The organism is Hymenobacter humi (assembly GCF_042665855.1).
GTDB classification, from domain to species: Bacteria; Bacteroidota; Bacteroidia; order Cytophagales; family Hymenobacteraceae; genus Hymenobacter; species Hymenobacter humi.
The window spans coordinates 962,683-988,427 of the sequence record NZ_JBHTEK010000001.1 but is presented as its reverse complement, the minus strand read 5'-3'; the positions used below and the strand labels follow the sequence as shown (position 1 = coordinate 988,427).

26 protein-coding genes, 1 pseudogene and 1 riboswitch are annotated in these 25,745 nt (G+C 64.6%); of the genes and pseudogenes, 11 read left to right on the top strand and 16 right to left on the bottom strand.

All coding sequences use genetic code 11. From position 1 onward, the window contains the following. Positions 1 to 19: 19 nt before the first annotated feature. A complete protein-coding gene (locus ACFQT0_RS05515) occupies positions 20 to 1,060 on the top strand; it encodes a hypothetical protein (protein ID WP_380201062.1) in 1,041 nt (346 codons plus the stop codon). Positions 1,061 to 1,134: 74 nt separating this feature from the next. Here ACFQT0_RS05515 and ACFQT0_RS05510 read toward each other — a convergent pair whose 3' ends face one another. From ACFQT0_RS05510 to ACFQT0_RS05495, 4 genes are read right to left on the bottom strand one after another with little or no spacing between them, the layout of a single operon-like run. Beyond that, positions 1,135 to 1,359: a hypothetical protein gene (locus ACFQT0_RS05510; RefSeq protein WP_380201060.1), complete on the bottom strand. Its 225-nt coding sequence runs from the start codon at positions 1,357 to 1,359 to the stop codon at positions 1,135 to 1,137. Beyond that, the gene (locus tag ACFQT0_RS05505) at positions 1,320 to 2,039 is read right to left on the bottom strand and encodes a hypothetical protein (protein WP_380201058.1); all 720 of its coding nucleotides are present in this window, start codon (positions 2,037 to 2,039) and stop codon (positions 1,320 to 1,322) included. Before ACFQT0_RS05505 ends, ACFQT0_RS05510 begins: the two co-directional genes overlap by 40 nt. Further along, positions 1,949 to 2,560, bottom strand: a complete 612-nt coding sequence (locus ACFQT0_RS05500; RefSeq protein ID WP_380201056.1) for a hypothetical protein — start codon at positions 2,558 to 2,560, stop codon at positions 1,949 to 1,951. The genes ACFQT0_RS05505 and ACFQT0_RS05500 overlap by 91 nt, the downstream gene beginning before the upstream one ends. A gap of 16 nt (positions 2,561 to 2,576) precedes the next feature. Beyond that, on the bottom strand, positions 2,577 to 3,557 hold the full coding sequence (locus ACFQT0_RS05495) for a hypothetical protein (RefSeq protein ID WP_380201054.1): 981 nt from the start codon (positions 3,555 to 3,557) through the stop codon (positions 2,577 to 2,579). A 325-nt stretch (positions 3,558 to 3,882) separates the two neighbouring features. On the opposite strand from ACFQT0_RS05495, the gene ACFQT0_RS05490 reads away from it, so the two are divergent. Further along, positions 3,883 to 4,230 carry a four-helix bundle copper-binding protein gene (locus ACFQT0_RS05490; protein ID WP_380205918.1) on the top strand — a complete coding sequence of 116 codons (348 nt, stop codon included), beginning with the start codon at positions 3,883 to 3,885 and terminating at the stop codon, positions 4,228 to 4,230. 77 nt (positions 4,231 to 4,307) lie between these two features. On the opposite strand, the gene ACFQT0_RS05485 is transcribed toward ACFQT0_RS05490, so the two are convergent. From ACFQT0_RS05485 to ACFQT0_RS05475, 3 genes are all read right to left on the bottom strand, one after another. Continuing rightward, positions 4,308 to 4,880, bottom strand: coding sequence for an AraC family transcriptional regulator (locus ACFQT0_RS05485; protein ID WP_380201052.1), 573 nt, complete (start codon positions 4,878 to 4,880; stop codon positions 4,308 to 4,310). Between the two features lie 5 nt (positions 4,881 to 4,885). Continuing rightward, positions 4,886 to 5,233: a hypothetical protein gene (locus ACFQT0_RS05480; protein ID WP_380201050.1), complete on the bottom strand. Its 348-nt coding sequence runs from the start codon at positions 5,231 to 5,233 to the stop codon at positions 4,886 to 4,888. A 67-nt stretch (positions 5,234 to 5,300) separates the two neighbouring features. Then, positions 5,301 to 5,903 (bottom strand): thioredoxin family protein, encoded by a 603-nt coding sequence (locus tag ACFQT0_RS05475; protein ID WP_380201048.1) that lies wholly within the window; start codon positions 5,901 to 5,903, stop codon positions 5,301 to 5,303. Positions 5,904 to 6,094: 191 nt separating this feature from the next. On the opposite strand from ACFQT0_RS05475, the gene ACFQT0_RS05470 reads away from it, so the two are divergent. Then, the gene (locus tag ACFQT0_RS05470) at positions 6,095 to 6,340 is read left to right on the top strand and encodes a hypothetical protein (protein WP_380201046.1); all 246 of its coding nucleotides are present in this window, start codon (positions 6,095 to 6,097) and stop codon (positions 6,338 to 6,340) included. Between the two features lie 90 nt (positions 6,341 to 6,430). Here the strand turns inward: ACFQT0_RS05470 and ACFQT0_RS05465 are convergent, their stop codons facing one another. The 6 genes and pseudogenes from ACFQT0_RS05465 to ACFQT0_RS05440 form a co-directional block, all read right to left on the bottom strand. Continuing rightward, a complete protein-coding gene (locus tag ACFQT0_RS05465) occupies positions 6,431 to 7,459 on the bottom strand; it encodes a YncE family protein (RefSeq protein WP_380201045.1) in 1,029 nt (342 codons plus the stop codon). A 109-nt stretch (positions 7,460 to 7,568) separates the two neighbouring features. Continuing rightward, positions 7,569 to 9,569: a TonB-dependent receptor gene (locus ACFQT0_RS05460; RefSeq protein ID WP_380201043.1), complete on the bottom strand. Its 2,001-nt coding sequence runs from the start codon at positions 9,567 to 9,569 to the stop codon at positions 7,569 to 7,571. Between the two features lie 161 nt (positions 9,570 to 9,730). Then, positions 9,731 to 9,955: riboswitch (cobalamin riboswitch) on the bottom strand. A 293-nt stretch (positions 9,956 to 10,248) separates the two neighbouring features. Then, positions 10,249 to 10,995 carry a transporter gene (locus ACFQT0_RS05455; protein WP_380201041.1) on the bottom strand — a complete coding sequence of 249 codons (747 nt, stop codon included), beginning with the start codon at positions 10,993 to 10,995 and terminating at the stop codon, positions 10,249 to 10,251. A gap of 224 nt (positions 10,996 to 11,219) precedes the next feature. Beyond that, positions 11,220 to 12,914 (bottom strand): TonB-dependent receptor domain-containing protein, encoded by a 1,695-nt coding sequence (locus tag ACFQT0_RS05450; RefSeq protein WP_380201039.1) that lies wholly within the window; start codon positions 12,912 to 12,914, stop codon positions 11,220 to 11,222. A 157-nt stretch (positions 12,915 to 13,071) separates the two neighbouring features. Continuing rightward, positions 13,072 to 13,677 (bottom strand): annotated as a pseudogene (locus tag ACFQT0_RS05445) (carboxypeptidase-like regulatory domain-containing protein); the annotation flags it as partial. Between the two features lie 107 nt (positions 13,678 to 13,784). Further along, a complete protein-coding gene (locus tag ACFQT0_RS05440) occupies positions 13,785 to 15,146 on the bottom strand; it encodes an Nramp family divalent metal transporter (protein WP_380201037.1) in 1,362 nt (453 codons plus the stop codon). A 231-nt stretch (positions 15,147 to 15,377) separates the two neighbouring features. Between ACFQT0_RS05440 and ACFQT0_RS31545 the strand changes: the two genes are divergently transcribed. Continuing rightward, on the top strand, positions 15,378 to 16,427 hold the full coding sequence (locus ACFQT0_RS31545) for a cation diffusion facilitator family transporter (protein ID WP_449272042.1): 1,050 nt from the start codon (positions 15,378 to 15,380) through the stop codon (positions 16,425 to 16,427). Here ACFQT0_RS31545 and ACFQT0_RS05425 read toward each other — a convergent pair. Further along, positions 16,376 to 17,752 (bottom strand): PQQ-dependent sugar dehydrogenase, encoded by a 1,377-nt coding sequence (locus ACFQT0_RS05425; RefSeq protein WP_380201035.1) that lies wholly within the window; start codon positions 17,750 to 17,752, stop codon positions 16,376 to 16,378. The two genes, ACFQT0_RS31545 and ACFQT0_RS05425, sit on opposite strands and share 52 nt — an antisense overlap. Before the next feature lie 127 nt (positions 17,753 to 17,879). Between ACFQT0_RS05425 and ACFQT0_RS05420 the strand changes: the two genes are divergently transcribed. Beyond that, positions 17,880 to 18,359, top strand: a complete 480-nt coding sequence (locus ACFQT0_RS05420) for a GNAT family N-acetyltransferase (protein WP_380201033.1) — start codon at positions 17,880 to 17,882, stop codon at positions 18,357 to 18,359. 104 nt (positions 18,360 to 18,463) lie between these two features. Further along, complete coding sequence (locus tag ACFQT0_RS05415) at positions 18,464 to 19,096, top strand: hypothetical protein (RefSeq protein WP_380201031.1); 633 nt, start codon at positions 18,464 to 18,466, stop codon at positions 19,094 to 19,096. Positions 19,097 to 19,495: 399 nt separating this feature from the next. Here the strand turns inward: ACFQT0_RS05415 and ACFQT0_RS05410 are convergent, their stop codons facing one another. Then, on the bottom strand, positions 19,496 to 21,979 hold the full coding sequence (locus tag ACFQT0_RS05410; protein WP_380205916.1) for an MG2 domain-containing protein: 2,484 nt from the start codon (positions 21,977 to 21,979) through the stop codon (positions 19,496 to 19,498). A 146-nt stretch (positions 21,980 to 22,125) separates the two neighbouring features. Here ACFQT0_RS05410 and ACFQT0_RS05405 point away from each other — a divergent pair, with 146 nt between their 5' ends. The 5 genes from ACFQT0_RS05405 (at position 22,126) to ACFQT0_RS05385 (ending at position 24,928) form a co-directional block, all read left to right on the top strand. Further along, entirely contained in the window at positions 22,126 to 22,710 is a 585-nt protein-coding gene (locus ACFQT0_RS05405; RefSeq protein ID WP_380201029.1) for a carboxypeptidase-like regulatory domain-containing protein, read from the top strand. 73 nt (positions 22,711 to 22,783) lie between these two features. After that, positions 22,784 to 22,957: a hypothetical protein gene (locus ACFQT0_RS05400; RefSeq protein WP_380201027.1), complete on the top strand. Its 174-nt coding sequence runs from the start codon at positions 22,784 to 22,786 to the stop codon at positions 22,955 to 22,957. Between the two features lie 12 nt (positions 22,958 to 22,969). Next, entirely contained in the window at positions 22,970 to 23,347 is a 378-nt protein-coding gene (locus ACFQT0_RS05395; RefSeq protein ID WP_380201025.1) for a hypothetical protein, read from the top strand. 436 nt (positions 23,348 to 23,783) lie between these two features. Then, a complete protein-coding gene (locus tag ACFQT0_RS05390) occupies positions 23,784 to 24,653 on the top strand; it encodes a DUF4369 domain-containing protein (RefSeq protein WP_380201023.1) in 870 nt (289 codons plus the stop codon). After that, a complete protein-coding gene (locus tag ACFQT0_RS05385) occupies positions 24,560 to 24,928 on the top strand; it encodes a peroxiredoxin family protein (protein ID WP_380201021.1) in 369 nt (122 codons plus the stop codon). The genes ACFQT0_RS05390 and ACFQT0_RS05385 overlap by 94 nt, the downstream gene beginning before the upstream one ends. A gap of 166 nt (positions 24,929 to 25,094) precedes the next feature. Here the strand turns inward: ACFQT0_RS05385 and ACFQT0_RS05380 are convergent, their stop codons facing one another. After that, positions 25,095 to 25,706: a DNA-3-methyladenine glycosylase gene (locus ACFQT0_RS05380; protein ID WP_380201019.1), complete on the bottom strand. Its 612-nt coding sequence runs from the start codon at positions 25,704 to 25,706 to the stop codon at positions 25,095 to 25,097. Between the last annotated feature and the right edge of the window lie 39 nt (positions 25,707 to 25,745).

Genomic DNA, 25,745 nt, shown 5'->3' with positions numbered 1-25,745 from the left:
TATGCCTGGATTGATGCGTTTGACACCGAACCGTAGCCGCCTGCTGGGCGGGCTGCTGGCCCTGCTGAGCCTGGGAATGCCACTGGCAGGCTGCCAGTCTCAGGGCGACCAGGAAGCCGCCGCTGTTCCGCCACCCGTGGGCCACTACGAGGGCAGCATCACGGTGGCGGGGCAGCCCGAGCTGCGCGCGGCGCTCGACATCCGCCACCCCAGCCCCGGGCATTACGAGGCCGAGCTCACCGTGCCCACCGCCGGCACGCTCAGCTTCGTGGCCGACACCATCTTATTCAGCAACAACCGGCTGCGCCTTGCCCGCCCTGCCCGGCCCAGCCAGGTGCTCACGCTCACGCAGGACGGCGACTTCTGGCGCGGCTCGCTGGCCCTGGACTCGGCCAAAGGCGAAACCATCCTGCTCAAGCGCGGCATGCCCACGCCCAGCACCTACCGCGTAGAGCAAGTGCCGCAAGGCACGGGCGCGGCCTGGCTCTTCTCCCCTTCCGACACCAGCACGCCCGGCGCGGCGCTGGCACTGCTGCCCGATACCGAAACGGCGCCCGCCGCGGCGCTCTGGGCCGATGCCCTGGCCCGCGAGGGCGTGATTGTGCTGGTGCTGCCGGCGGCCGACTCAGCCACGGCCGCGGCCGAAGCCCCGCGCCTGCAAACCGCCCTGAGCCTGCTACGCAGCACCGCCGGCGCCGATACGGCCACGATTGGAGCCTGGGCTTCGGGCGCACGCGCGGCGGCCCTGGCGCAGGTGCTGGCGAATCCCGGCGGCCCCCGGGTGGCTTTCTTTATGTCTCAAAATGCGGACATCGACCCTGCCAGCCGGGCCGCATTCCGGGAGCTGAGGAAACGCAAGCTGCCCCTGTTGGGCCTGTATGGCGGTGCCGCGGCCAACCAGCGGGCGGCCGCGCTGCGCAACGCCCTGGGAGGGCGGCGCGGCGCCCTGGTGCGCGCCTATCGCACCGCCGGCCCCGATTTGCTCGTGCCCGACGGATTGAGCCCGCGCTTCGGCCCCGGCTTGCCCAATGAGGTGGTAGAATGGCTGCGCGCGCAGTAGTTGAGCTAAAATTGAGCTAAAGCGAAAGCCAGGACACCTACCTGCCTCTCTGCGCTTTACTGATTTCAAACAGCCTAAATCAGCAGCAGCCCTTTTTCGCGTAGCAGCTGCCAGGCAGGGCCTTGCAGAAAGGCTTCGAATGAGCCTTCGCCGGCCGGGAAGGTGGCCGCCGCTTCTTTGAGTAGCACTTTCGTGTCGTAGTCGTGTCTGAGCTGCGTGAGCAGCTGGTGCAGCCAGCGGCCGGCGGCTTCGCTGGTCGTTACTTCGAAGTCCTCGGCTTGCTCGTAGCAGGTGAGCACGGCACGCGGGGCTTTTTTGCCCTGCTCGATGCGGATTTCCGGAGCGTTGCCGAGCCAGAACAGGCGCTGGTTTTGCCGGGCAAAGTCGGGCTTCTCGGGGCTTGCAGAGCCTGCTGCACGAGGTGGCGCGGGGTAGTGGGCTTCGGTGTTTTGAAATCGAACCAGAAGTGCAGTGGCTCGTCGAGGGCCACGTGGTGCAGGTAGTTATAGAGCGACTTAGCCAGGCCGGGGCCGAAGGCTTCGTGGTCGGCGCCGAGGGGGTCGTCGTGCCAGAGGTCGTTCCAGGCAAAGCCGGCGGGCTCGGGGCCGACGGCCGCCACCTGGTACTTCGCCGGGTTTTTGCCCACGGGCGAATGGGCCGTCATCGAGAAGCGGTGCCAGTAGCCGCTTTGCACCACACCGGCCGCAAACAGCTGGCGCACTACTTCGAGGCTGTCCACGGTTTCCTGCGCGGTTTGGGTGGGGAAGCCGTACATCAGATAGGCATGCACCATGATGCCGGCCTGGGTGAAGCCGTCGGCCACACGGGCGACCTGGGCAATGGTCACGCCCTTTTCCATGAGCGCCAGCAGCCGGTCGGAAGCCACCTCTAGGCCGCCGGAAATGGCGATGCAGCCCGAAGCGGCCAGCAGCCGGCAGAGGTCGGGCGAGAAGGTTTTTCGAAGCGGATGTTGCCCCACCACGTGATGGCCACGCGGCGCTTGAGCAGCTCCACGGCCAGGTCGCGCAGGGCCAGGGGCGGCGCGGCTTCGTCCACGAAGTGAAAGCCGGTTTGGCCGGTTTGCTGGATAATCTGCTCGATGCGGTCGACCAGCAAGGTGCTAGGGGCCGTTTCGTAGCGCGAGATGTAATCCAGTGTTACGTCGCAGAACGAGCAGCGCTTCCAGTAGCAGCCGTGGGCCACGGTGAGCTTGTTCCAGCGGCCGTCACTCCAGAGACGGTGCATGGGGTTGAGCACTTCCAGCACAGAGAGGTATTCCGTCAGGGGCAGGTCGGAGTAGTCGGGCGTGCCCACTTCGTGGTGCGGCACGTCGGGGTGCGGGTGGTTGATGTACTCGATTTGCCCTTGGGCATTGCGCAGGAAGGTGCGCTGCAGCAGGCTGTTGTCCGGCTGGCTGTATAAAACGCCTTGCAGGGCGCAGTGTACTTCGTCGTCGGCTACGCTGCTATCTTGAACGTCACGCGGAGCTTGTCGAAGCATCTCGCTCGCCGGAACCTCACCCCCAGCCCCTCTCCCGCGGAGAGGGGAGCCTGACGTTTGCTGCAGAACCGGTGCCCCCTCTTTTTGGAGAGGGGGTCAGGGGTGAGGTGCCCCAACCGGACTCAGCATGACGGCCTTTTTGAGCAGTTAAATACTCCAGCAGCCGCAGCCAGGGGCCTTCGCCGTCGTCCAGCGTCAGAAAGTCGATGTAATCGAAAAAGCGCGGCTCCTGAATCGTGCGCAGCTCGGTATTGGGGTAGCCGCCGCCCATAATGGTCACCGTCGTTGGGCTGATTTCCTTGATGCGCTTGGCCAGACGCAGGGCCCCATAGAGGTTGCCGGGGAAGGGCACGGTGAAGCCCACCACCTCGGGCTGTTCTTGGGCTAAAACTGCCGCCAGCTCTTCCAGCAGCATTCTGTCGAGCAGGCCGGGAGCGGCTTGTAGGGCCTCGTGCAAGGGGTCGAAGCTGGTGGCCGACATCGCCAGCTTCTCGGCGTAGCGCGAGAAGCCGAAGTGCGGGCCCACGGTTTCCTTGATGAGGTCGGCGAGGTCTTCGAGGTAAAGCGTGGCCAGGTGGCGGGCCTGGTCGGTGAGGCCCATGGTGCCGAAGGCCGTTTCCAGGTCGGCCACGTTGTCGAAACGGCTGGCTTCGGGCAGGAATCGGCCGTGGCAGATGCGCGGGGCCAGGGTCAGGTCCTTGTTTTGCAGGAAGCGGATGACCGGGGTGATGGTGGCTAGGTAGCGGTTTTGCAGGCGCAGCATCCGCTTGGCGTTATCGCTCAGGTCGAAATCACCGGCTTCAATCTCGGCAAATACCTGCTTGAGGCCCTCCACCGAAAACAGGCGCAGCACCAGGCGCAGGCCCATGTCGGCCTGCGTGACGGCATAGCCGCGGCCGCCCAAAAACCCCTTGATGTAGGCCGTGGCCGGGTACGGGGTATTGAGCTGCGTGAGCGGCGGGGTAAGCAGCAGAATGCGGGGAGAAACAGTGGGCACGGCAGCAAGTAACCCGGCGAGGTGGGCCGGGGTTCATTTCCGGCAAAGGTCGCGCACAGTTGGCGGTGGCGCAGTGGCCCCGCCATTCTGTCGCCGGGCGCCGGGCAGCACGGCCAGCGTAAAGGGCCGTTGCCACGCCGCGGGCTAGGGCTGGCCCCGCACTAGGGGCGGAGGAATTCGGCCGTAGCTACTGTCATCGTGCCAGGCCCACGACCAAATCCTGTTGGGTCGCGGCGCAAATTCTGCACCTCCCGGCTTCCTGTTTTCTCGTAAACATTTGAACAATAGTCGACTGTTTATTCACCAAACCCCTTTCCCGATGAACATGAACACCGCTCCCCCTCGCACCCGTAAGGACAACCGCGCCGTGACCGACGCGCTCAGCCGCTGCATCGCGGCCTGCGAAATGTGCGCTGATGCCTGCCTTGATGAGGACGATATTAAGATGATGGTGCCCTGCATCCGCCTCGACCGCGACTGTGCCGACATCTGCCGCCTCACCGCCGCCTACATTGCCCGCGGCTCCGACCACGCCCAGCACGTGCTCAAGGAATGCATGGAAATTTGTCAGAAGTGCCACGATGAGTGCGTGCAGCATTCCCACGACCATTGCCAGCAGTGCGCGGCCGCCTGCAAAGCCTGCCTCGACGCGTGCCGCGCCTACGCCGCCTAGCGCCCTCACCGGCCAGCAAAGAAAAAGGCGACCCTGCTATGGGTCGCCTTTTCTGAGTTCGATATACGAGGATAAGCCTAGGCCAGCGAGTCGAGCGACACGCGCCCGGGTAGCATCAGGCGGCGGAACTCGCTCACGGAATAGCCCGTCACCTGGCGGAACTGGTTGCTCAGGTGCTGGCCCGAGCTGTAGCGCATTTGGTCCGCTATCTGGTTCAGGGTGAGCTCCCCGTAGCTGAGCAGCTCCTTCACGCGCTCAATCTTGAGGCGGATGAGGTACTTCTCGATGGTGAGGTGCGCAGTGCGCGAAAACACCTTGCTCAGGTGCGAATACGTGGCCGCAAACCGGTCGGTGAGGAAGGCCGAGGTGGTGAGCGGCGAGCGCGCTGTGCGCAGGTGCTCGAGGTAGTCGGCGAGCACGGTTTTGATTTGTTCGGTGAGCTGCTCGGCGCGGCCTTGCAGCAGCTCAAAGCCCGCGGCTTCGAGCAGCGGCGCCACGGCTTCGGGGTCAACGGGAGTGGCTTCGTCGAGCTCGGCTACGCCCAGGGTGACGGCCTTGGGGTGGTAACCGGCCCGCTCTAACAAGTTGTGCACGGCTTCGACGCACCGTGGGCACACCATATTCTTAATGTGCAGTAGGTTGGTTTTCAAGGGCTTTAACGTGTTTCGGGCCGCCGCGAGGTGGCCGGTGGAGAATAAGAACGAACGGCTGCAGAACCGCTGCTGGCCCGGCGCGGGCGCGGAACCGGAGTCGAGGCTTCGGCCCAACCCGGCCCAAACCAATGCCCGGTGGCCCACGTCACGAACGGCACCACGGCCAGGAACGTAACGGCCAGCAGCCAGAAGAGTACGAGAAAAGCGGGAAAAAGGCGACCGAAAAAATGGTCGCTGAAGCCAAACAGGTAAATCACCAGCATTAGCGCCAGCGCCAAACTCACGCCAGCCAGCACGCCCACCCGCCGCCAGGGCCAGGTGGCAACATGTTTTTGGAGGCGATGGCGCAAGGGTGCAAGCATAATCCTGGAAATCGGGGAGGTGAAAATAGGCAAAAAAATTGGTTAATGCCCCATGCTAGCTCAACAGCTCCAGCAATTCCTGGTGCATGGCCAGGCCATTGTCGGCGTGGTACCAGGCGTTCATGGTGGTGATTATGATGTTGGTATGCAGTTCCTTATCGACGTGTAGCTGGTGCGCCAGCGCCTGGGCCGCGGCCGGGCGCGGGCCCCAGTCGCCCAAATGAGCGCCGGTGGCCCGCTCGTGCCGGATAAGCTTGGGGATGCTGTTGCCGCCGTTGGTTTGGTGGGCGGCCATCAGGGCGGGGTGCTCGGAGCGCAGCAGCACGTGCAGGCGGACGTTGCCGGCGCTTGCCTCGGCCAGGCGCGCCAGCACGGGCACCACGTGGGCCGTGTCGGGGCACCAGGCTTCGCCCAGCACCAGCCACTGCTCGGGGCGGGCCAGCTCCGTCAGCGCCGCGACCAGCTCTGGCAGCAGCGGCAGGGCGTAGGCCCGGTCGAGGTGGGCCTCGTTTTGCTGGGTGTAGCGCACCAGGCCGGGGCTTTGGTCGGGGCCGGTGGTGCGGCGCTCGGCCACCAGGGCACCTACCAGGGCCCGGAACTCAGGGTACGTGTAGGCCGGGGCGGGCACCACGATGGGCGAAGGAATCGAATTGGGCATCAGCGGATAAGCAAGAAGGACCGGGCGGCACGCAACCTAAGGAGCAAGCCCAACGCTACAACCGTACCCGGGCCGAAGAGTTCGGGTTGCGCCGCGGCAGGTTATTTTTCTACCTTGCAGCGTCGCTCCATTCTTAACTCCCTCTCCTACGCTCTTTCATGCTGCTTCAACCATTTCTCCGTTCCCTCGTCGTGGCCTGCGCCATCACCGCCACGTTTAGCGCCTGCAGCTCCGGCACCAAAGAGGGCGACACCAACGTGGAGCGCGGCTACACGAAAAAACGCCCCACCATCATGGCCGACGAGAGCGTGCCCAACGGTGACTCGGCCACGTCCGGCACCAACCGGTCTAACGCTCCCCACAAGCCTACCGGCAAAGAGCTCTACAAAGCCGCCGCCGAAGCCAAAGACCGCAACCACGACGGCATCGCCGACTAACCGGCAGCCCAACCCAGCCCAACAAAAAAGGCCCCTGCCGTACGGCGGGGGCCTTTTCCTTGTTTTGCAGAATCGAGGTAGAGATAAAGTCTAGTAAAACACAAAGCCGTTGGGCCCCACCTTCACATTGAACGAGTCGATGGGCACGCCCGTGGGCTGGTAGCGGATAAAGCGGCCGTTAGAGTTGTAGCTGGGCGAAACGGTGGCAAACACCGTGTTGTCGCGCGGGTCGATGGCAAAGCCCGAGAAGCTGCGCCGGATAAAGGGCGTGGTGGGCAGGGCCGTGGCGGCCGTGCTCAACTGGTATTCGGCCCCGCCAAAGCTGTAGTACAGCTGGTCTTTGGCCGGGTTGATGCGCAGCTTGCCGGGGCTGCCGGTGGCCGGAAACGTGAGCTTGAGCTGCGTGGCGGGCGCATTGGGGCTGAAGCGCAACAGCGTGCCGGCCGACGTTTGCACGATATAAGGCGCCGTGGCGATATAGGATACAAACCCCGTGCACAGCACCCAGATGTTGCCGCCCTTGTCGGCCACCAGGCTCGAGGGCCCGTCGGCCACGGTGAGGGTGGCCGACAGCCGGCCGGTGCCTTCGTCAATCACCGAAATGGTGTTGTCGAGGCTGTTGGGCACGTACACCTTGCCACCCAGAGCCAGCGGCTGCTCGGGGTTGCGGCCCACCGTCACGCGGCTGGTCACGGTGTTGGTGCCCAGGTCCAAGATGCTGAGCACGCCCGGCAGGTAGCCGGTGTAGGGCCCGCGCCACTCCGTAACGTAGCCGCGGGTAGCTGAGGTAGACGTAAAGAAACGCGGCTGGTCGAGCCCGGCGATGGTACCTACCGTTTTGAAATCGGGCAGGTTCACCACTTCGATTTTATTGGAACCGTTGACCACGACGTAGCCGCGGCTGCCCTGCACGCCCATGTCCTGCACCACGTCGCCGAGCTTGGCGGCACCGTTGGCACTGCCGAACGCATCCACAGTAAGCGCTTTCGTGGCTTTATCGAACGCACTCACCGCCCCGTCGCCGGCGCCAAACTGACCTTCGCTGAGCACAAACACGCCGGTGGTGGCCATCGGCACCGGCGTCACGACTTCCTGCTCAGGGTCGCAGGCTGTGAGCAAACCTAAGCTTAAAATGAAAGGAGCAAACTGTTTTTCCATTAGGTAAAGCACTGGCCTCAGCCAGTAATAAATGGGTAAAAGAGATTATTAGAAAATAGCCGACGACCGGCTAATTCCAGCCCAAGCGCAGGCTGGCGCCCAAGGCGCGCGGAGCGGCCGGGCGGCCGGGGTAGCTGAAATAGGCCTGGTTGAGTAGGTTGGACGCTTGCACGAGCACGAGCAGGCTAGTGCCGGCGGGGCCCCGCACCGTGCGGCCCAGTGTGGCGCCCAGCAGCCCCGTCGCCGGCAAGTAATCGGTGCCCGAGGCGTTGATATAGTGGAAGCTGGTGAACACGAACGTGCCGCTCGCCTGCCAGTCGCGCCAGCGGTGGTCGGTGCTCAGGCTGGCCTGGTGCAGCGGCACAAACGCCAGCTGCACGCCCACGGGGTCCGAGTCGGCGTCCGTGCCCTGGGTTTTGCGGGTGTCGGTGTAGTGGTACGCCACCTGCACCCCGCCGGTGTAGGTCCCCTGGCGTCGGCGCAAGGCCGTGCTGGCTTCCAGGCCCTGGCTGCGCACCCGGCGCAGGTTGCGCGGGCTCCAGATGCCGCTGCTGGCGCTGGGCAGCCACTGCACCCAGTCGTCCACATCTTGCCGGAAGGCCGTGAGCTCCGTTTCCAAGGTGGTGCCAGGCTTAAAATTGAGCTGGTGGCGCAGCCCGGCTTCGTAGCCCAAGCCGGACTCTGGGCGCAGTGCGGGATTGCCGCCGGGCCGCCAGTACCGCTCGTTGAGGGTGGGCGCGCGGTAGCTGCGCGCGGCGCTGCCTTTGAGCGTGACGGAGTGACTGAGCAATCGAGTGAGGGAATCTGGGGAGGCCGGCAGCAGGTCCCATTCCAGCCCAACGGTGGGCGTGAGCGGGGCCAGGCCGGCGGGCAGGGCCGCCTGGCGCAGGTTGGCCGACAGGCGCAGGCCGGGGCGGGCGTCATAGCGCAGCAAGGCGAAGGCAGCGGCGCGGTTTTCGGTTACTGGCTCGGTGCCGTAGCCATCTACCAGGGCTGCGAAGTGCTGGGCTTCGGCGCCTACGCGCAGGCTGCCGCGGGCGCCCAGAGCGGCGGTATGTTCGGCCTGGGCCTGGGTGGTACGCACGCGGGAATTGCTGGGGGCGCCCCCGTCGCGGTAGTTGAGCACGTCCTCGAACCAGGCGCCGCGCACAGCCCACTGGCGCCGGGCCGCCACGTGGCGGTAGCCCAACACCAGCCGGCGGCTTTGGTCGCGCTCCCGCGCCTGACTGCCGGTTACGTTCACGCCCGACTGGATTTCGCGGTCGGTGTCGGTGAGCCAGGCGGCGGCGGTGAGCTCGCCGGCCGCGCCCACGCGCCAGGCTACGTCGGGGCTGAAACTCCACTGGTGGCGCAGGGCGGCGTTGCGCAGGGTGTAGCGCACGGGGCCGCGGGCTTCGCGCAGCAGGTAGGGGTAGTTGTTCTGGGCTTCGCGATAGCTGGCGGCCAGGCGCACGGCCACGGCCGGCGTAGCGGTGCGGGCTTCGAAGCTGCCGCCGGCCAGGCCAAAGCTGCCGGCATCGGCTTGGGCGCTGCCGTGCACGCCGGGCCGCCAGTCGGGGTCGGTGTTTAGGAGCACGGCCCCGCCCACCGCGCCGCTGCCGTAGAGGGCAGCCGCGGGGCCCGGCTGGATGGCGACTCGTGTGGTAGCGCCCACTGGCAAGAGGGCAAAATCGTTTTGGCCCAGGGCGGGCAGCGCGATGTTGAGCCCGTTCCAAAGCACGGCCGTGTGTTGGGCCGACGTGCCACGCAAGGCAATTGTGGCCAGCTGGCCGGGGCCGTAGCTCTTGATAGCCAGCGGGGTGCGCGCCTGCAGCACCTCGGCCAGGTTTCCGCCGCGGTATTGGCTTAGCACGGCCGAATCCAGCTCCAGCCGGCGGCTGCCCACGGCAAACCGCTCGGGGCCCACGGCACGCACTTGCACCTCGGCCAGCCGGTGGCGGCGCTGGCGGAGTTGAGCTGAGTCGGGCGGCGAGGCGGCCACCGGGAGCTGCTGGGCCTGGGCCAGACTTGGGCCGGCCACCAGCAGCAATCCGCACCAGCGGGCGGGCCGACTAAAAAATGAAAAACGCATCCGAATCAAATTTTCGATGAAGAAAATTCGATTCAAAACCCGCCGCAGCTCGCTTCAATTGGAAGGAAACCACTGCCGGGCCGAGGCCGAAAAACAGTTTAAAAACCCGCGACCCGAAGGCTGCGGCTGCTCTCTTTCTCCATTCGTCCTCCGCGAATGCTGAACCTGTGAATGTCCGGGCAGGTCTCCTGGCTTGCTCCGCCGAGTGGGCCGCCTTCCCATTCTTGAGCTGATTTTCAATTTGAAAACCAACCGGAAACAGTGGCGTGCGGGGCCCACCCCGATGTGAAGCGTACAGTTGCGGGGACAGCTCCGGCATTGAACCGGATTCCCTTTTCAGCCGCGCCCCGCGATTGGGGGTTGGCACCTTGACGGGGGCAAAGATAGGGGAAGACAGTGACTAGCGACGAGTGACGAGTGAGCAGTAAACAAGAAGGCCGTCATGTCGAGCGTAGTCGAGACATCTCGCTCGCGCCTCCTGTCATGCTGACGAAGGAAGCATCTTATCAAGTGAGCACGAATCGTTGAGACGTGAGAAGATGCTTCGCAAGCTCAGCATGACAGACGATTGGATTACTACCACACGCGAGATGTCTCGGCTGCGCTCGACATGACGGCCTTTTTGTTTACTGCCAACTGGTCACTCGTCACTTGTCACTTGTCACTGATAATTGCCTTTCTACCGGCGCAGCGTGAAGCCCACAAAATACTCGTGGTCTATCTGCCGGTCCAGGGCCAGGTGGGTGCCGACATCTACCTGAAAGTTGTCGGTGATGTTGAAGATGGGGGCTAGGTTCACGGAGCTCTGCCACTGGTGCTGCAGGGAGCTCCACTGCGTGACGCCTTCGGCCAGCAGGCTTACTTTTTGGTGAATTCGTAGTCGAACGCCACCGACGGGGCCAGGCGCAGGAAGCGCTGGGCTTCCTCGCGGTCGTAGTTCAGGTCCGACTCCAGCCTGGGCTTCCAGGGTCACTTTCTTGCTAAGCTCCACGTTCAGGGGCAGTATCAGGCCGTATTCAGCGGCGCCGTTGCCAGCGGCGCCACCGGTGGGCAGGCGCACAAAGGCGATGGTGGCCAGCGCTACGGGCACTTTCTCGTCGTTGCCCAACCAGTTGTGCTTGAGCCGGATGGCCAGGTCGCCGAAGCCCGAGTTGCGGTCCTGCCACTCGCTGGCGCTTTGGGGCCGCTGTTTGGCAATAGCGTAAAGCGGCACTTCGGCCTGAAGGTCGGTGTGGCGGCTCAGGCCAAACTTCACGTTGCTGTAGGCCACGTGCAGGTCGCGGGTGCGGGTTTGCTGGGCCGAGCCGCTGTTTATCAGCCGCAAGCCGTCTACCTCGACCTGGGCGTGCCCGGCATCCACGGTGAACGGGCTTTCGGTGACGCCCGGCCGGTCAGGGCGCATCTCGCGGAGGCGGTCACCGGGCACGGGCTTGCGCCAGCTAAAGTGGGCCGAGTCGTAGGGGAAGTTTTTTGGGTGCTTCCTGTGCGAAACCGATGGCCGGCAGGAGGCACAAACACCAGAAAAGTTGTTTCATGCGCCGTGTACGGGGCATTTTCAAAAAGGTCCTACCGTTGTGCTTTGCTGCGGTTGGCCCGATTGCCGCCGCCTTGACCCTCAATTCCTAGCGCCGGCAGGAGAGTCAGTCTTCGCTAAAAGGGCACCACCACTTTCAGGCTCATGTTGCGGCCGGGGTTGTAAATGCCGGTGCGGGCGTTCGGATCAGTCTGGTAGTATTCGAAATACTTCAGACGGTTGAGGTGGGCCTGGTAGGCGGTATCGAACACGTTATCAACCTGCACAAAAAGTTGAGCTACGGGCCGGCCGGCGCGGCTGGAGTAGGTGGTGCCGGCGCCCAGGCCCAGCAGCGCGTAGCCGGGCGTGGCGGTTTCGGTGTTGTCGAGGGCGTAGAAGCGGGACTGGCGGGCGCTGGCATCCACGGCGGCACGGATATATGTGCCGCTGAGGCGGCCCTGGCCGGCGGGCAGCGTGGCCCGGAGCTCGGAGCGACCACGCAGGGGCGGAATCAGCGGCAGGTAGCGGGCGGCGGCGCCTTGGTTTTCGAGCAACGCCGCGTCGGCCGTTTGGCCGTTTACCACGGCCAGACTGTTGTTCCAGGTTAGCCAGGGCAGGGCCGCCGGACGCAGGTTCAGGCTGGCTTCGATGCCGTAGAGGCGGGCGGCGGCTTGCTGAAACTGGTAGGTGGTGTTGCCGGGCACTACCACCACCGGCTGCCCGGCCGCGTCGAACAAGCGGGCTTGGTAGATGAAGTTCTGCACGAAGTTGTGGAACACTTCCACGCTGGCGTCGAGGGTGGGCTGGTGCCAGAGCACGCCCACGTCCTGCTGCCAGCTGAACTCGGGCTGGAAGCTGCGGTTGCCCAGGTACACGATGTGGGCGCCGGGGTCGAGGCCGTTGGAGCCAATTTCGGGGATATTGGGCGCGCGGTAGCCGCGGGCTAGGTTGGCGCGCAGCGTCAGTTGCTCGGTGGCGGCGTAGCTGGCGCCCAGGCTGGCCGACACGCCTTGGTAGCGCTGCCGAAACGCCGGAAACGGCAGCGTCGAGCCGGAGGTGGCCGGCCCGGCGGCCGCGTTGAAGCTAGTGGCCGGGTTTGGGGCCACATAGAAATTATTCCACGTCACCAAGCGCGTGTCGTAGCGCAGGCCGCCGCTCAGCTCCACTTTGCCCACCGGCTTTTTCAGGAGCAGAAAGCCGCCCGCGTCGAGCAGGTTGTAGTTGGGAATGGGGAAATCGGTGGCGTTTTGGTGGCGGTTGAGCTGGCCCATGCCGTTGCTGCCCAAGCTTATTTCCAGGCCTTTCCAGGTGGGCAGGTGGTAGCGCAGGTCGTAGGTGTAGGTGGTGAGGCGCAGGGCCAGGCCGGCTTGCGCGGGCGCCGTAGGGTGGTTGAATTCTTCGCGGCTGTTTTGCTGGGCGCCGAGCAACACGTGCAGCTCACCGCCGCCCAGCTGCACCTGCGTTTTGGTGAACACCCGGTAGTGCCGGATGCGCTGGTGCAGCGGCCCAATGGCGTAGGAGCGTAGTTCGTCGTCGGGCACCAGCGGGCGGTTTTTGATGTCATCCAGGCCAGTTTCGGCCACCTGCCGGGTGAAGCGGCGGCTGAGCGAGTCGCGGCTGCCGTCGGGGATTTCCTGCAGGTTGTCGTAGAGCGTGAGGTACCAGTGCGAGCTGCCCCAGGCCTTGCGCACGCCGGCCATGCCGGTTAACGTCAACTCCCGGAAGCCGGTGTTGTACACCAGGCCGTCCACGCTGTTGCGGTAGTCGCGGGCCATCCGGTTGCTGGCCCGGAAGCTGGTTTGGAAGCCGTTGCGCTGGTAGTTCAGGCCCACCGAGTTGCCCAGCAGGCCGTTGTTGGATTGGTATTCGGCCAGGGCTTCGCCGCGCCTGGCCTTCGGGGCCGTTGGGCAAGGCCGGCAGCAGGTTGACGACGCCGGCCACGGCGTCGGAACCATAGAGCAGGCTGGCGGGGCCTTTCACCACCTCCACCCGCTCGATGTCGTAGCCGTCGACTTCCACGCCGTGCTCGTCGCCCCATTGCTGGCCTTCCTGGCGCAGCCCGTTGTAGAGAGTCAGCACACGGTTGTAGCCCAACCCCCGGATGAAGGGCTTCGACACGTTGGGGCCGGTGGTGACGGCGCTCAGCCCGGGAATGCCCCGCACGGCCGCGTCAATCACGTTGGTGTTGGCATTGAGGTTGATTTCGCGGCGGCCCAAGGTGGCAATGGGCACGGGGCTGCGGCGGATTTCGGTGGCCCGGCTCACGCCCGTTACCACCACTTCGCTCAGGGCGGCCGCGGCGGCGGCCAGCTCAATTTGCAGGTCCAGGGTCTGGCCCTCGGCCAGGGCGGTGTCGCGCTCCAAAGCGGCAAAGCCCACCGCGCTCAGGTGCAGGCGCACGGGGCCGGCCGGCACACCCGGGAGGCGGAAGCGGCCGCCGGCGTCGGCGATGGTGCCCAGACCGGTGCCCGCGATGGCCACACTGGCGAAGGGCACGGCCGCGCGCCGGCCGTCGCGCACGGCGCCGGTGAGGGTGCCGGTTTGGGCCCAGGCCACGCCCGGCAATAGGCACAGAAAGAGAAGCAATGTTTTCATAGCGATGGACTTACTGGATAAGTGTCACCGCCCGCCTCCGACGCAATTTGCCTCGTCGGATTCGGTGAGCTAGTGGCTCGGTTGATACTCGAAGGCTTGGCCTTCCCCTACCCGACCAGGGTTTGCCAGAGCAGGTACACGTTCAGGGCGATGATGATGGCCGACACCGACCACGCCACCACCTTCACCACGGGGCGGTTCACAAACACGCCCATCTTGGCCCGGCTGCTGGTGAAGAGCACCAGCGGCACCACCGCAAAGCTGAGCTGCATCGACAGGATTACCTGACTGAATACCAGCAGCTTTTCCGTTCCGCTTTCGCCGTAAATGATGGATACCACCAGGGCCGGCACCACGGCCACCAGCCGCGTGAGCAGGCGGCGGGCCCAGGGCTTGAGCTTGAGGTCGAGGAAGCCTTCCATCACGATTTGGCCAGCCAGCGTGCCCGTCAGGGTCGAGTTTTGGCCCGAGGCCAGCAGCGCGACGGCAAACAGGATGCTGGCGGCGCCGGCCCCGAGCACGGGGGCCAGCAGCTTGTAGGCGTCCTGAATCTTGGCTACCTCAAACATTCCGTTGTTGTGAAATGCGGCGGCGGCCAGCACAAGGATAGCGGCGTTCACGAAAAACGCCAGGAACAGCGCCACCGTCGAGTCGATGGTGGCAAACTTGATGGCCATGCGCTTGCCGGGTTCGGTTTGCTCAATCTGCCGGGTTTGCACGATGCTCGAGTGCAGGTACAGGTTGTGCGGCATCACGGTAGCGCCCAGGATGCCGATGGCGATGTAGAGCATGCCGGGGTTGGTCACTATCTGGCGCTGGGGCACCAGGCCGTGCGCCATGGCCACCCACTCGGGCTGCGAGACGATGATTTCGTAGAGGAAGCAGCCGAAAATCACCACCGTTAGTCCCGCCACAATGCTTTCGATGATGCGGAAGCCGCGACTCTGGAAGAACAGCACCACCAGCACGTCGAGCGTGGTGAGCACCACGCCCCAGGGCAGCGGCAGCCCAAAGAGCAGGTTGAGCGCAATGGCCGAGCCAATGACCTCCGCGAGGTCGCAGGCGGCAATGGCGATTTCACACAAAAACCACAGCACCAAACTCACTGGCCGGGAGTAGTGGTCGCGGCAGGCCTGGGCCAGGTCGCGGCCGGTCACGATGCCCAGCTTGGCGGCCAGGTGCTGGAGCAGCATGGCAAACAAGTTGGAAATCAGTATCACCGAGAGCAGCGTGTAGCCAAAGCGCGAGCCGCCGGCCAGGTCGGTGGCCCAGTTGCCGGGGTCCATGTAGCCCACGGCCACCATCAGCCCGGGGCCCCAGAAGGCTTTTAGCTTGCGCCAAAACGAGGCGTCGACCGCCGGCACCTTGATGCTGGCGTATACCTCACTCAGCGAATTGGCACGGCGGGCATGGCGCCAGCCGGCTTCGGGCGCGGGAAGCTTGGGCTCGGTGATGGTGGAAGGCGGCACAGTATGAGGTTGTTTCAAATCAAAGGTACGCATTTTTAGGCTCACCTAAAAATTATTTTCGACTACCTTAAATACCCGATATTTGAAAAAAGGTTTCGCGCCCGATTCAGTTTTTAAGCTGTGCAATGGGAGTTGAGCTAGTTGGCTGGTAAGCGCGAGCAAAGGCGCCGATAAGTCGGCTCAATTTTTCTCGCACCCCAAGCCCGACCTTTGCAGGGAAATCCGCTTTGCATGACGCCTTCCCAAACCAAGCGCCGCCTCGGCATGCTCTCCCTCGTGGTGAGCGCCGGGCTGGTGGCTGTTAAGTTTTACGCCTATCACCTCACCCGTTCGCAGGCCGTCCTCACCGACGCCCTAGAAAGCATCATCAACGTGTTTACCAGCGGCTTTGCGCTCTACAGCCTGCACCTGGCCAGCCTACCCAAGGACGAAAACCACCCCTACGGCCACGGCAAAGTGGAGAATCTGTCGCTGGGGTTCGAGGGCGCGCTGATTTTCATCGCGGGCGCCTTTATCCTTTACAACGCTTCGCTGGGGCTGCTGCACCCGCACCCGGTGGCCCGGCCCGACTGGGGCGTGGCGCTGCTGGCCAGCACGGCCGTGGTAAACCTGGGCGTGGGCCTGGTGCTGGTGCGCTCCGGCAAGCGCCTTAAATCGGTAGCGTTGGTCGGCGACGGGCAGCACCTCTACATTGATGCGCTCACGTCCATCGTGTCGTCGGCGGCGCTGGTGCTGGTGGCGGCCACGGGCCAGGTGCGCTTCGACTCCGGCGCGGCCCTGCTGCTGGGCGGCTTCATTCTGGTGAACGGGGGCCGCATGCTCCGCCACTCGGTGTCGGGCCTGATGGACGAAACCGACACGGCCATCGTGGCCGAGGTAATCGACGAGCCTGCAGACCCAGCGCCGCGCCCCCTGGATAGACGTGCACAACCTGCGCGTGCAGCGCTACGGCGCCAACCTGCACATCGACTGCCACATGCAGATGCCCTACTACTTCACCTTGGAGGAAGTGCACTCGCAGCTGTTCGATATCGAGGAGCTAATCCGGGAGCGGTTTGCGGTGGAAGTGGAGATGTTCGTCCATTCCGACCCCTGTACCTTCGCCGCCTGCTCGCTGTGCCTCATGGCCGACTGCCCCGTGCGCCAGCACCCGTTCGAGCACGAAGTGAAGTGGACGGTGCAAAACGCCGTGAAGAACGAGCGGCACCGCCTGGCCTAGCGCCTGGCCCCTACTCCACCACCAGCTTGCGGGTGGCACTGCCGCCCGGCCCGTCGGCCTGAATGAGGTAGCTGCCGGGCCGCAGGGTGCTCAGGTCCATCGTGGCGGTGGTGCCCAAGGGGCGCAGCGTGGCCACGGTACGGCCCAGCACGTCGCGGATGGTGAGGCGGATACCCGGCGTCGGCAGCCGCACCGTGGCCTGGCGGCGCGTGGGGTTGGGGAACAAATCGAACGCGAAGCTGGTGGCGGGCCGGGTGGCGGTGGCCACGTAGGCGCGGTTCTCGAGCACGATAATCCGGTCGGTGCCGCCGTTGCTGGTGCCGAGGTACACCTTGCCTTCGGGCGAGACACAGATGGCCCGCAACCGGCCAAAATCTCCGGTTAGAAATTCCGTGCGGGCTGTGATGGCATCGCCGGCGGGGCTGAGGGCCAGCTGTATGAGCTGCGTGTTTTTGAGGGTGGCCAAAAGCAAATTGCCGCGCCAACCGGGGATGGCCGGGTGGTCGTAGTAAGTGAGGCCGGCCGGGGCGATGGTGGGCGTCCAGGTGGTGAGGGGCTCGCGCACGTTGTTGGCCGTGCAGAAGGCGGTTTCGCTGGGCAGGTTGCAGAGGCCTTCCACGGTGGGCCAGCCGTAGTTGCGGTTGGCTTCAATCCGGTTGATTTCGTCGTCGTTGCTCGGGCCGTGCTCGGAGCTGTAGAGGCGGCCATCGGGCAGACGCACCAGGCCCTGGGGGTTGCGGTGGCCCAGGGTGAAGACCAGGCTGCCCGGCGTGGGGTTGTCGACCGGCACGGTGCCGTCGAGGTTCATTCGCAGGATTTTGCCGTTGAGCGAGGCGCGGTTCTGGGCTTCGGGCTGCAGCTGAGCGTCGCCGGTGGTCATGAGCAGGGTGCGGTCGGGCAGGATGAGCAGGCGCGAGCCGCTGTGCGTAGTGGTGGCAGCGATGTTGCCGAGCAGCACCAGCGGCGCCGTGAGGGTATTGGCCGAGGCCGAGTAGGTCAGGCGCACCAGCTTTTCCTTCAAAGCGCCGGCCTCGGTGTAGTTGTACACCACGTACACGTAGGGGCTGGTGGCAAAGTCGGGGTGCAGGGCCATGCCCAGCAGGCCGCTTTCGCCGGTGGGCGTCACGTCGGGCAGCGTAAGCAGCGGCAACACCTGCCCGCTGGCCGGGTTCACGCGGCTAATGCGGCCGCTGCGCTCCGTCATCCAAAGAAAGTTGTCGGGGCCCCATACCAGCTCCCACACGTGGTCGAGGCCAGTGCTGAGGGCCGACGTCGTGACCGTAGTCTGGCCCACTGTGAAGGTGGTGAGCGCCGGGGCCTGAGCGCAGGCGGTAAGGGGCAGGCCCAAGGCCCAAAATGCCAGCACGGCATTGCGTAGAAATTTCATGGTGATAGGCGGAAAGTAGGGCGCAGGGAACTGGCTGTCTTTGGGTAACAAACGAAACGCCGGATAGTCCGGATGCTGGGCGGGGTGTTTTTGTAGCTTGCGCCCGCATTCGCCATTTGTTGCTGCCATGTCCGCCTTCATCACCGAAACCCACCCCGCCGGCTACGTGCTCAGCACCGACCCCGCCCGGCTCGACGTAGCCGCCATTCACCGCTGGCTGAGCGAGGAGTCATACTGGGCCCGGCACATTCCGCTGGCCACCGTGGAGCGGGCCATTGCCAACTCCCTCAACTTCGGCCTCTACGCCCCCGACGGCCGCCAGGCCGGCTTCTGCCGCGTGGTGACGGACCGCGCCACGTTTGCCTGGCTTTGCGATGTGTTTGTGCTGCCCGAGTTCCGCGGCCTGGGCCTCTCCAAGTGGCTGGTGCGCCAAATGCTGGCCCACCCCGACCTGCAAAACCTGCGCCGCCACCTGCTGGCCACCTTCGACGCCCACACCCTCTACCAGCGCTTCGGCTACGAGCCCTCGACCGCCCCGACCGCTGGCTGGAAATCAAGCATCCGAATCCGTATGGATGATTGGGGTATATGCGGAGGTGGAGTTTGATATAATTACCTTTTTGTTAAACTTGCCTGGCCTGCTTGGTGTGCCCTGCTGCCCGGCGTGGTGGCCCCGCGGGCCGTGGCGGGCTTTTCGCGTAGCTTCGCGGCATGAACAAAGTCGTTCGCTTCTTTTTGGCCGCGGGGCTGGGCATCACGGCCTGTGGTGCCCCTCATAACGAGCCCGGTCCCACGCCGCCCCCTTCCATCGTGGGCGACTGGGATCTGTTTTGCCTCGAGATTCACCGCCCCTACTCGGGCGGCCCGACGACGTCTTACATGCACGCGTCCAATTGCCCACCAAAAGGGCAATACCACAGCACCTACCGCGCCGACGGCACGATGAGCATGACGCTGCGCTACGGCCCCAACAACGCCCCCGGCCCCTTCACGGCCCAGGGCACCTACGCGGTGAGCGGCCCCACGCTTATCGCCGACCTGGCCCAAGACGGCGCTAGCCGGCCAGATACCAGCCGGCTGGTGCTGAGCGCGGACGAACTGGTCCTGCACCGCTCCTATGATGCCGGCTGGAGCAGCGTTTACACGTACCACCGGGCCCACCCCCGTTGCCCGTGCGCCCCCGCTGGCTCGTCAAAACCCCTGAGCCACGCACCGGCAATGGCGCGTGTTCCGGGAAGCGGTGCCATCGGGTGCGGCCGGGAGTCAACCCCTTTTGGCTTGCCCTTCCCCGGCCTGGGCGGCTTCCTGCCGCTGGCCGCGTGTAGCCATGCCCTTATTGCTTAAACTATTCCAGCAGCATGGCATAAGGTAGCCAACAGGCAGCTGCAGCACTGGCGGAGTTTAAGAAACTCGTTCACCCTTCAAAGTTCACGAGACTCGGATGGGAGATGAGTTTCGTAAACTGCTAAGCAACTCTATACTAGCGGCAAGGACCCGTATGGCGGGATTTTAGCTGAACGTAACTCGTGACTTCTCATTCGGGCGAGGCTGCGCCTCGCAGTTGAACGATGCACAAGCACAGCCTCATGGCGCGGTGCCACCTTGCTGCTGCGCGGCAATGGAGGTACAACATCCCTTCAAAGCAGGTCACAGGTTACGCTGCGCTAAACTCGCGCCAGCATAGGTATTCTACCAGCATAGGTATTCTAATAAAAGGAGCCAGCAGTTGCTCGGAGCTGCTTTTTACTTGGCAAGAGCCTTCCGAACTACAAACGTCGCCGTACCGCGCATGGGGGTACCCTGGGTTGTTACGCCCTCGGCCGTGGCCTGAAAGGTGCCCACGGCATCGGCAGCGAAGAAAGAGAGCTGCGCCTGGCCGCGGGCGTCGGTGCGCACTTCAGGCAACCAGTAGAGCGTGGACAGGCGCGGGTCGGGTCCCTGGACCGGCGCGGCCGCTTCGTAGCGCGGGGCGTAGAACTCGCGGGCCCGGTAGTAGCCCGGCATTTGAAAGGATAGGAAGCCCCCACGGGACCCCACAAAGGCAGCTTTGGGGTCCTTTGCGGGCCCGTCCTTGCCCTGGCGGGAGTACGCGGCAATGACCCCGCCGTACGCCTGTGAACCGAAGAGGCCGGCGGCGCTTTGGTTCATCACGTCAATGGTTTGAATTTCCTTCAGCGGGTACGCCGCGAAAGCTTCGCCCGAAACGATGGCGCCGTCTATCAGGAAAAGCGGTTCAATCAGGAAGCTGCCGCCGCTCTGGTTTTGCAAGGTAGACGCCTGGCGTATGTTGACCGTGCTCCCCGTAACGACGACGCCTGCCACGCGCCCCGCCAGGTATTGTATCAGTGTCTTGCTGTCATTCACTACGTCGTCTTTCACTTGCAGCACCACCGCGTTGGCATTGGAGTAGGGCCGCATCGCTCCGTCGGCAACCACGCGGGGCCGGGCCCCGCGCACGCTTACTTCCTCGAGCGCAATGGTCTTGCCCTGGCTCAATTTAGCGCTCCGGGCCTGGGCCTGCTGCTGGGCACTGCGGCGGGCGTACTCGCCCAGGGCCGTGGAAAAGGCCGTGGCCGCAAGCAAGGCGTTGGGCTGGGCCTGGGCTGGCGGCGGGGCCGGCAGCCGAATGCGCAGGGCTTCTTCGCCTTTCTTGCTCGGCGCCCGCAGCATGACGTGCGTGGTATCCAGGCCGTCGAGCCCACGAAACAGGAACCGCCCGCTGGCGTCGGTTTGCATCTGGGCTTCGCGCGTCGGGTTTGTTTGCAGGTACGCTACCTGGCGCCCGCCGGCGGGCGTGCCGGCGGCCGTGAGCACCTGGCCGCTCACGCTCAGGCCCTGCTCAAGGGCAAACTCCCGGCTTGGCAATTGCCCGGCCAGCAGCTCTTTCCACACAAAGCGCCGCCAGCCCTGGGTGAGCAGCAGGTCGTTGAGGGCTTGCCGGATTTCCGGGGTTTGGGGCTCCCTGAAATAGTAGCCCGGGTCTTCGACCGGCCCGGCGAGGTCGGAGCTAAGCAACAGGTGCGAGGCGATGGTGGGGCCGTCGGCAAAGGCAGAAGATGGGGCCGACACGGCCACCGAAAACGCCCCGGCTACCGGCTGGCCCGCGGCATCGGTGGCGGTGAGTTTCAGGCGCACTGCCTCGCGGGTTGCGTAAGACGGTTTATCAGGGGCAAGGGTGAGGCGGATGCCCGGCGGGTTGGGCACAAACACCAGGCGCTCGCATTGGGCCGTGCCCTGCTCGTCGAATAAGGTGATGTGCGCGAGGCCGGGCACAAACTTGGCTTTCGGCAGCATGGCCGTGATGGGCGCCGTCCCGGTGAGGGGAGCCTGGGCGGCAAAGGCCACGCTGCCCCGCACCTGCGCCATCAGCAGGGCCGGCCCAGCGGGAGCGGCGCCGGCGGCCATGCGGCGGCGCAGGACCACCACAAAATCATCGGCCGTTTCGCTCACGTGCAGGGTGTAGCCGGTGGGCTGGCTCGTCGGCAGCGGGTACTCGGCTTTGCCCCCGCCCGGCAGCACCACTACGGCCCGGTAGCGCTGCCCGGGCGCGGGCGTGAGGCGGAAGGAGCCCATGCCCCCGTGGCGGGTGTTCAGGCTGGCCACGGGCTGGCCCTGCTCGTCGAGCACGGTGCCCTGCAGGGCCACGCCGTGGCCTTGCCCGTCCACGGCCTTGAAGCCTACTTCACTTTCCAGCTCCTCCACGAGGTTGCCACCTTCGGGAAAAACTGCAGGTCGATGCGGGCGTTCGCCGCCGGGGCGGGGGCGGGTTGGGCAGCAGTTCGGGCGATGGCCAGGGCCCGGGTAAAGAAGAAGGCCGGGCTGGCGTTGCGCATCCAGGCTGGTGTAGGCGCGCAGGCGGTAGGTGCCGGTGGCCAGCGTGTCGGGCAGGGCGAGGTCGCCGTGGGCCAGGCCGCCGCTCAGCCGCAGGGTGCGCTGGGCCACCACGCGCTGCCGGGGCGAGAGCAGGTCCACGTACAAGACCTTGCTGAGCGTGTCGGGGCGGTGGGAATCGGCCTCCACCACGTAGGCTTTAAACCAAACGGTCTCGCCGCTGGCATAGAAAGGCCGGTCGAGGTGCAGGTAGGCTTTTTCGGGCAGCGACGTCCCATAAAACGAAACCAGGCTTTTGACGATGCGCTGAAAAACGCCATCATCGGCGGGCAGCCGAAAGGCCGAGACGGCCAGCAACAGAACAGCAGCGAATGCCAGGCCGAGCCGGCGGTACACAAGAGCCAAGGGAACGGGTAGAAAGGGTGGGGCGTAAAGGTATATGGACCCGACGCTTAAGGAATAACTAAAGAATGCAGAATTATTGTATACTGCGGCTCGAATCTACCCCTCGTACTGGCTGTATGCTCCGCTTCTCTGCTTCTTTGTTGCTGCTTCTGGCGGCCGTGTGCGGGTGCCTGCCGGCCCGGGCCCAGGTGAAACTGACCGGGCAGGTGCGCGACGCCCGCACCCAGCAGCCCCTGCCCTTTGCCAGCGTGTTTCTGGCCAACACCACGCACGGCACCGCCACGGATTCGACCGGCCATTTTACCCTGGCCGGGTTTCCGGGCGGGCAGTACGAGGTGGTGGTGTCCTACGTAGGCTACGAGCTGTACAAGAAGACCCTGGACCTGCAAGGCTCCACGCTGCTCCCGCCGATAGGCCTGCAGCCGGCCGCGCAGTTGAGCGAAGTGGTGGTGCGGCCGGGCAAAAACCGCCGGGCCGACTACGAAAAGTTCATCGCCCAGTTTATCGGGACCACCACTTTTTCCAAGCAGTGCCGCATCGAAAACCCGGAGGACGTGGTGGTCGTCAACGACGAAGCCAGCCGCGAGCCTCGTGGCGGTGGCGCCGCGCAACCTGCGGGTGGTCAACCAGGCGCTGGGGTACCGCATTACCTACCACCAGTTCGATTTCAAGGTCAACTACCGTTCCAACCGCTGCGCGTTCGTCGGGGCGCCCGTTTTTGAAGAGCTGCAAAGCACCGATGCTAATCAGCGGCGGCGCTGGGAAGAAAACCGCCGCCGGGCCTACCTCGGCTCCTTGCCCCATTTCCTGCGCAGTGTGCGCGAAAACCGCCTGCCCGAAGAAGGCTACGTGGTGCAGGCCCTGGTGAGCGAGCCGAATTCGGCCGCTGCCAAGCAGCGGGCCACCCTGGCCGGCGACTCTCTGGCCGAGGTCTTCATGCCCGAGCTGGGCATCCTCGCCCGGGTATAAAAGCAGCCCCTGATGGCCACGCAGGCGCGCTCGGACCCCGCCGCGCCGGGTCGGGTCAAGCTGCAGTTTCCCGCCTCCCTGCAGGTTACTTACCAAGGGGAACGGCCCGATAATGTCTACGTGGCGCGCATGGCCATTGCCCGCCGCAACGCCGCGCTCGATGCCGCCAGCAGGCAGTGGAACACCGCCAAGCCCGGCACGGGCGTCGGCCGCTTGCCCTACCAGGAGGTGCAGGAAGTTTCACAGCTGCGGCTGCTGGGCCCCGAGGCCGTTATTCTACCGAACGGGTACTTAAGCAATCCGCTGAGCCTGATGGTGGACGGCTACTGGGCCTTCGAAAAGGTTGGCGAAGCCCTGCCTCTGGACTACGTGCCCACGCCGGTTAATTAGGGTATCTGCTTTCGCCAGTGAGTTTCCTGAACGATTAAGCTACTTCGCCGGGCTGGTCCACTGGCTGCCGCGCAGCCAGAACCGCCAGGGTAGCCCCGTTGCTTCGAGGCCAGCGTCTTCCAGCCCCACGCGCGCACTGGCCACTGCATCGGCGGCCACTGCTTCACCGTGGTCTTCACAGCGCTCTGGCTACGAGCCCCTCGACCGGCCCGACCACTGGCTGGAAATCAAGCATCCGAATCCGTACGGGTGAGTGGGATAAATGTGGGCAGAGTTTGATATAATCACCCGTTTACGCAAACCATAAAAGGCGGTTTCCAGCTTGTGAATGACCCACCCACTCTAGGGGTATGCGACTAAGATCCGCACTTATTTACTATATATTAATAATTATAAATACAATAGCTTTAGCACCTAGCTGTTATTGACTAGTACAATGCTTCTCCCCGGCCCGATGATGAAAAACCGCGTAATTAGCCTACTGCTGCTGGCCCCTGGCTTCGCCCTGGCCCAAACTCCCGCCCCCGCTGCTTATCCATATGTGATAAAAGGCAAGCTTGGCAAGCTCAGTGCGCCGGCCAAGGTGTATCTCATCAATGGCGTGCAGGCTACAGACTCGGCCACCCTCAAGCGGGGCCGGTTCGAGTTGAAGGGCACGACGCCATTTCCCCTTTCGGCCACGTTGGTGCTGGAACGCCAGGGCCGGCTGCAATCGGGCTGGCGCGACATGATGTTCGGGGGCAAAATGAGCAGGGCTTATGTGGAATCGCCCGACCGCCTGCGCCTATTTCTAGAGCCGGGCCCGGTGGTGGTCACCAGCCCCGATTCGCTGCGCACGGCCCGCGTGGCGGGTGGCGCGCTCACAGCCGACTACCAGCGCTTGGATGAAATCCTCCTGCCTGTAGCTGCCAAATTCAAAACCGCCACGTCAAAGGCCCAATACGAGGGTATCGATAAAGAGTACGTCCAAGCTCAACTCGCCTTTGTCCGGGCCCACCCGACCTCCTGGGTCAGCCTGGAAGTGTTGGGACAGGCGCGCCAGATGGGCCCGCCCCAATACGCCGAGGTTGCTCCGCTCTACGCCGCCCTCACGCCGGCGCAGCGCACCAGCCCCCTGGCCGGCAATACGGGGAGCTGCTGGAGGGCCTCAAAGCCACGACCCTCGGAACGCCGGCCCCCGCCTTCACCCAGCTCACGCCCAGCGGCCAGTCGGTGTCGCTGGCCGACTACCAGGGCAAGTACGTGCTGGTGGACTTCTGGGCCACCTGGTGCGGCCCCTGCCGCGCCGAAAACCCCGCCATTTTGAAAGCCTACGAGGCCTTTAAGGGGCGCAACTTTGAGGTGCTGGGCGTGTCGCTCGACGAGGAGAAGACCCGCGAGAAGTGGGTGAAGGCCATTGCCGACGACCGCATGCCCTGGACGCAGGTCTCGGACCTGCGCGGCTTTGCCAGCCCCACGGCCCGGCAGTACGGGGTGCTGGCCATTCCCCAAAATTTCCTCGTCGACCCCAGCGGCAAAATCGTGGCCAGCAACCTGCGCGGCGAGGAATTAGCCACGACCCTGGCCAAGTTTATCAAGTAAGGGCACTTCGTTTTTTACCATCGGCAAAGGCCAACGTTTTTGACAAAAGGGAGGAAGGCTGCCAGCACTACGCTAGTGACCATCCTCCCTTTTGTCGCTTTACATTAAAGCCTTCTTTCCTAAACTGGCAGTTAGTTACAACTGATAATGCGCAGCTGATAATGGGCTACTTCGCCGGGCTGGTCCACGCACTGCCGCGCAGCCGGAACCGCCACGGCAGCCCGGCAGCCTCCACGCCCGCATACTCCAGTCCCACGCGCGCGCCGGCCTGCACGTCGGCGTCAGCCACTGCTTCGGCATGGTCTTCAAACCACAGCACTTCTCCCGTCACCGGCAAGCCGGTGAGAGCCGGCGTAATGCCCAGGGCCTGGCTCATCACGCCGGGGCCGGCAGTCAGGGCGCGTTTGGCAGTGGGCAAGCCCCGGCGCGCCAGCATTTCGGGAATACCAAGAGTTGGCTCAACGGCCCGAATCAGCACGGCGTCGGGATGCTCGGCGTCGTGGGTGGCAATGTTGAACAGCGCATAGCGGTTGTACACGGTGTAGATGTAGGCGTGGCCGCCGGGCACATGCAGGCCCTGGGCCTGGTGGCGCTTGCGCTGCAGGTGCAGGGTCAGCGAGTGGTCGCCTTCGTGCCGGTACGCCTCGGTTTCCACGATTCGCCCTGCCGTGACAGTGCCCCCGATGTTGGTGTACAAGTGCTTGCCCAGCAGGTCGCGGGCGATTTGCAGGACATCGGCACGCTGAAAGAAAGCGGCGGGCAGCTTGGGATGCGTCATGAATTTCAGCGAAGCCGGTACAGCAGCCCAAAGCTCAGT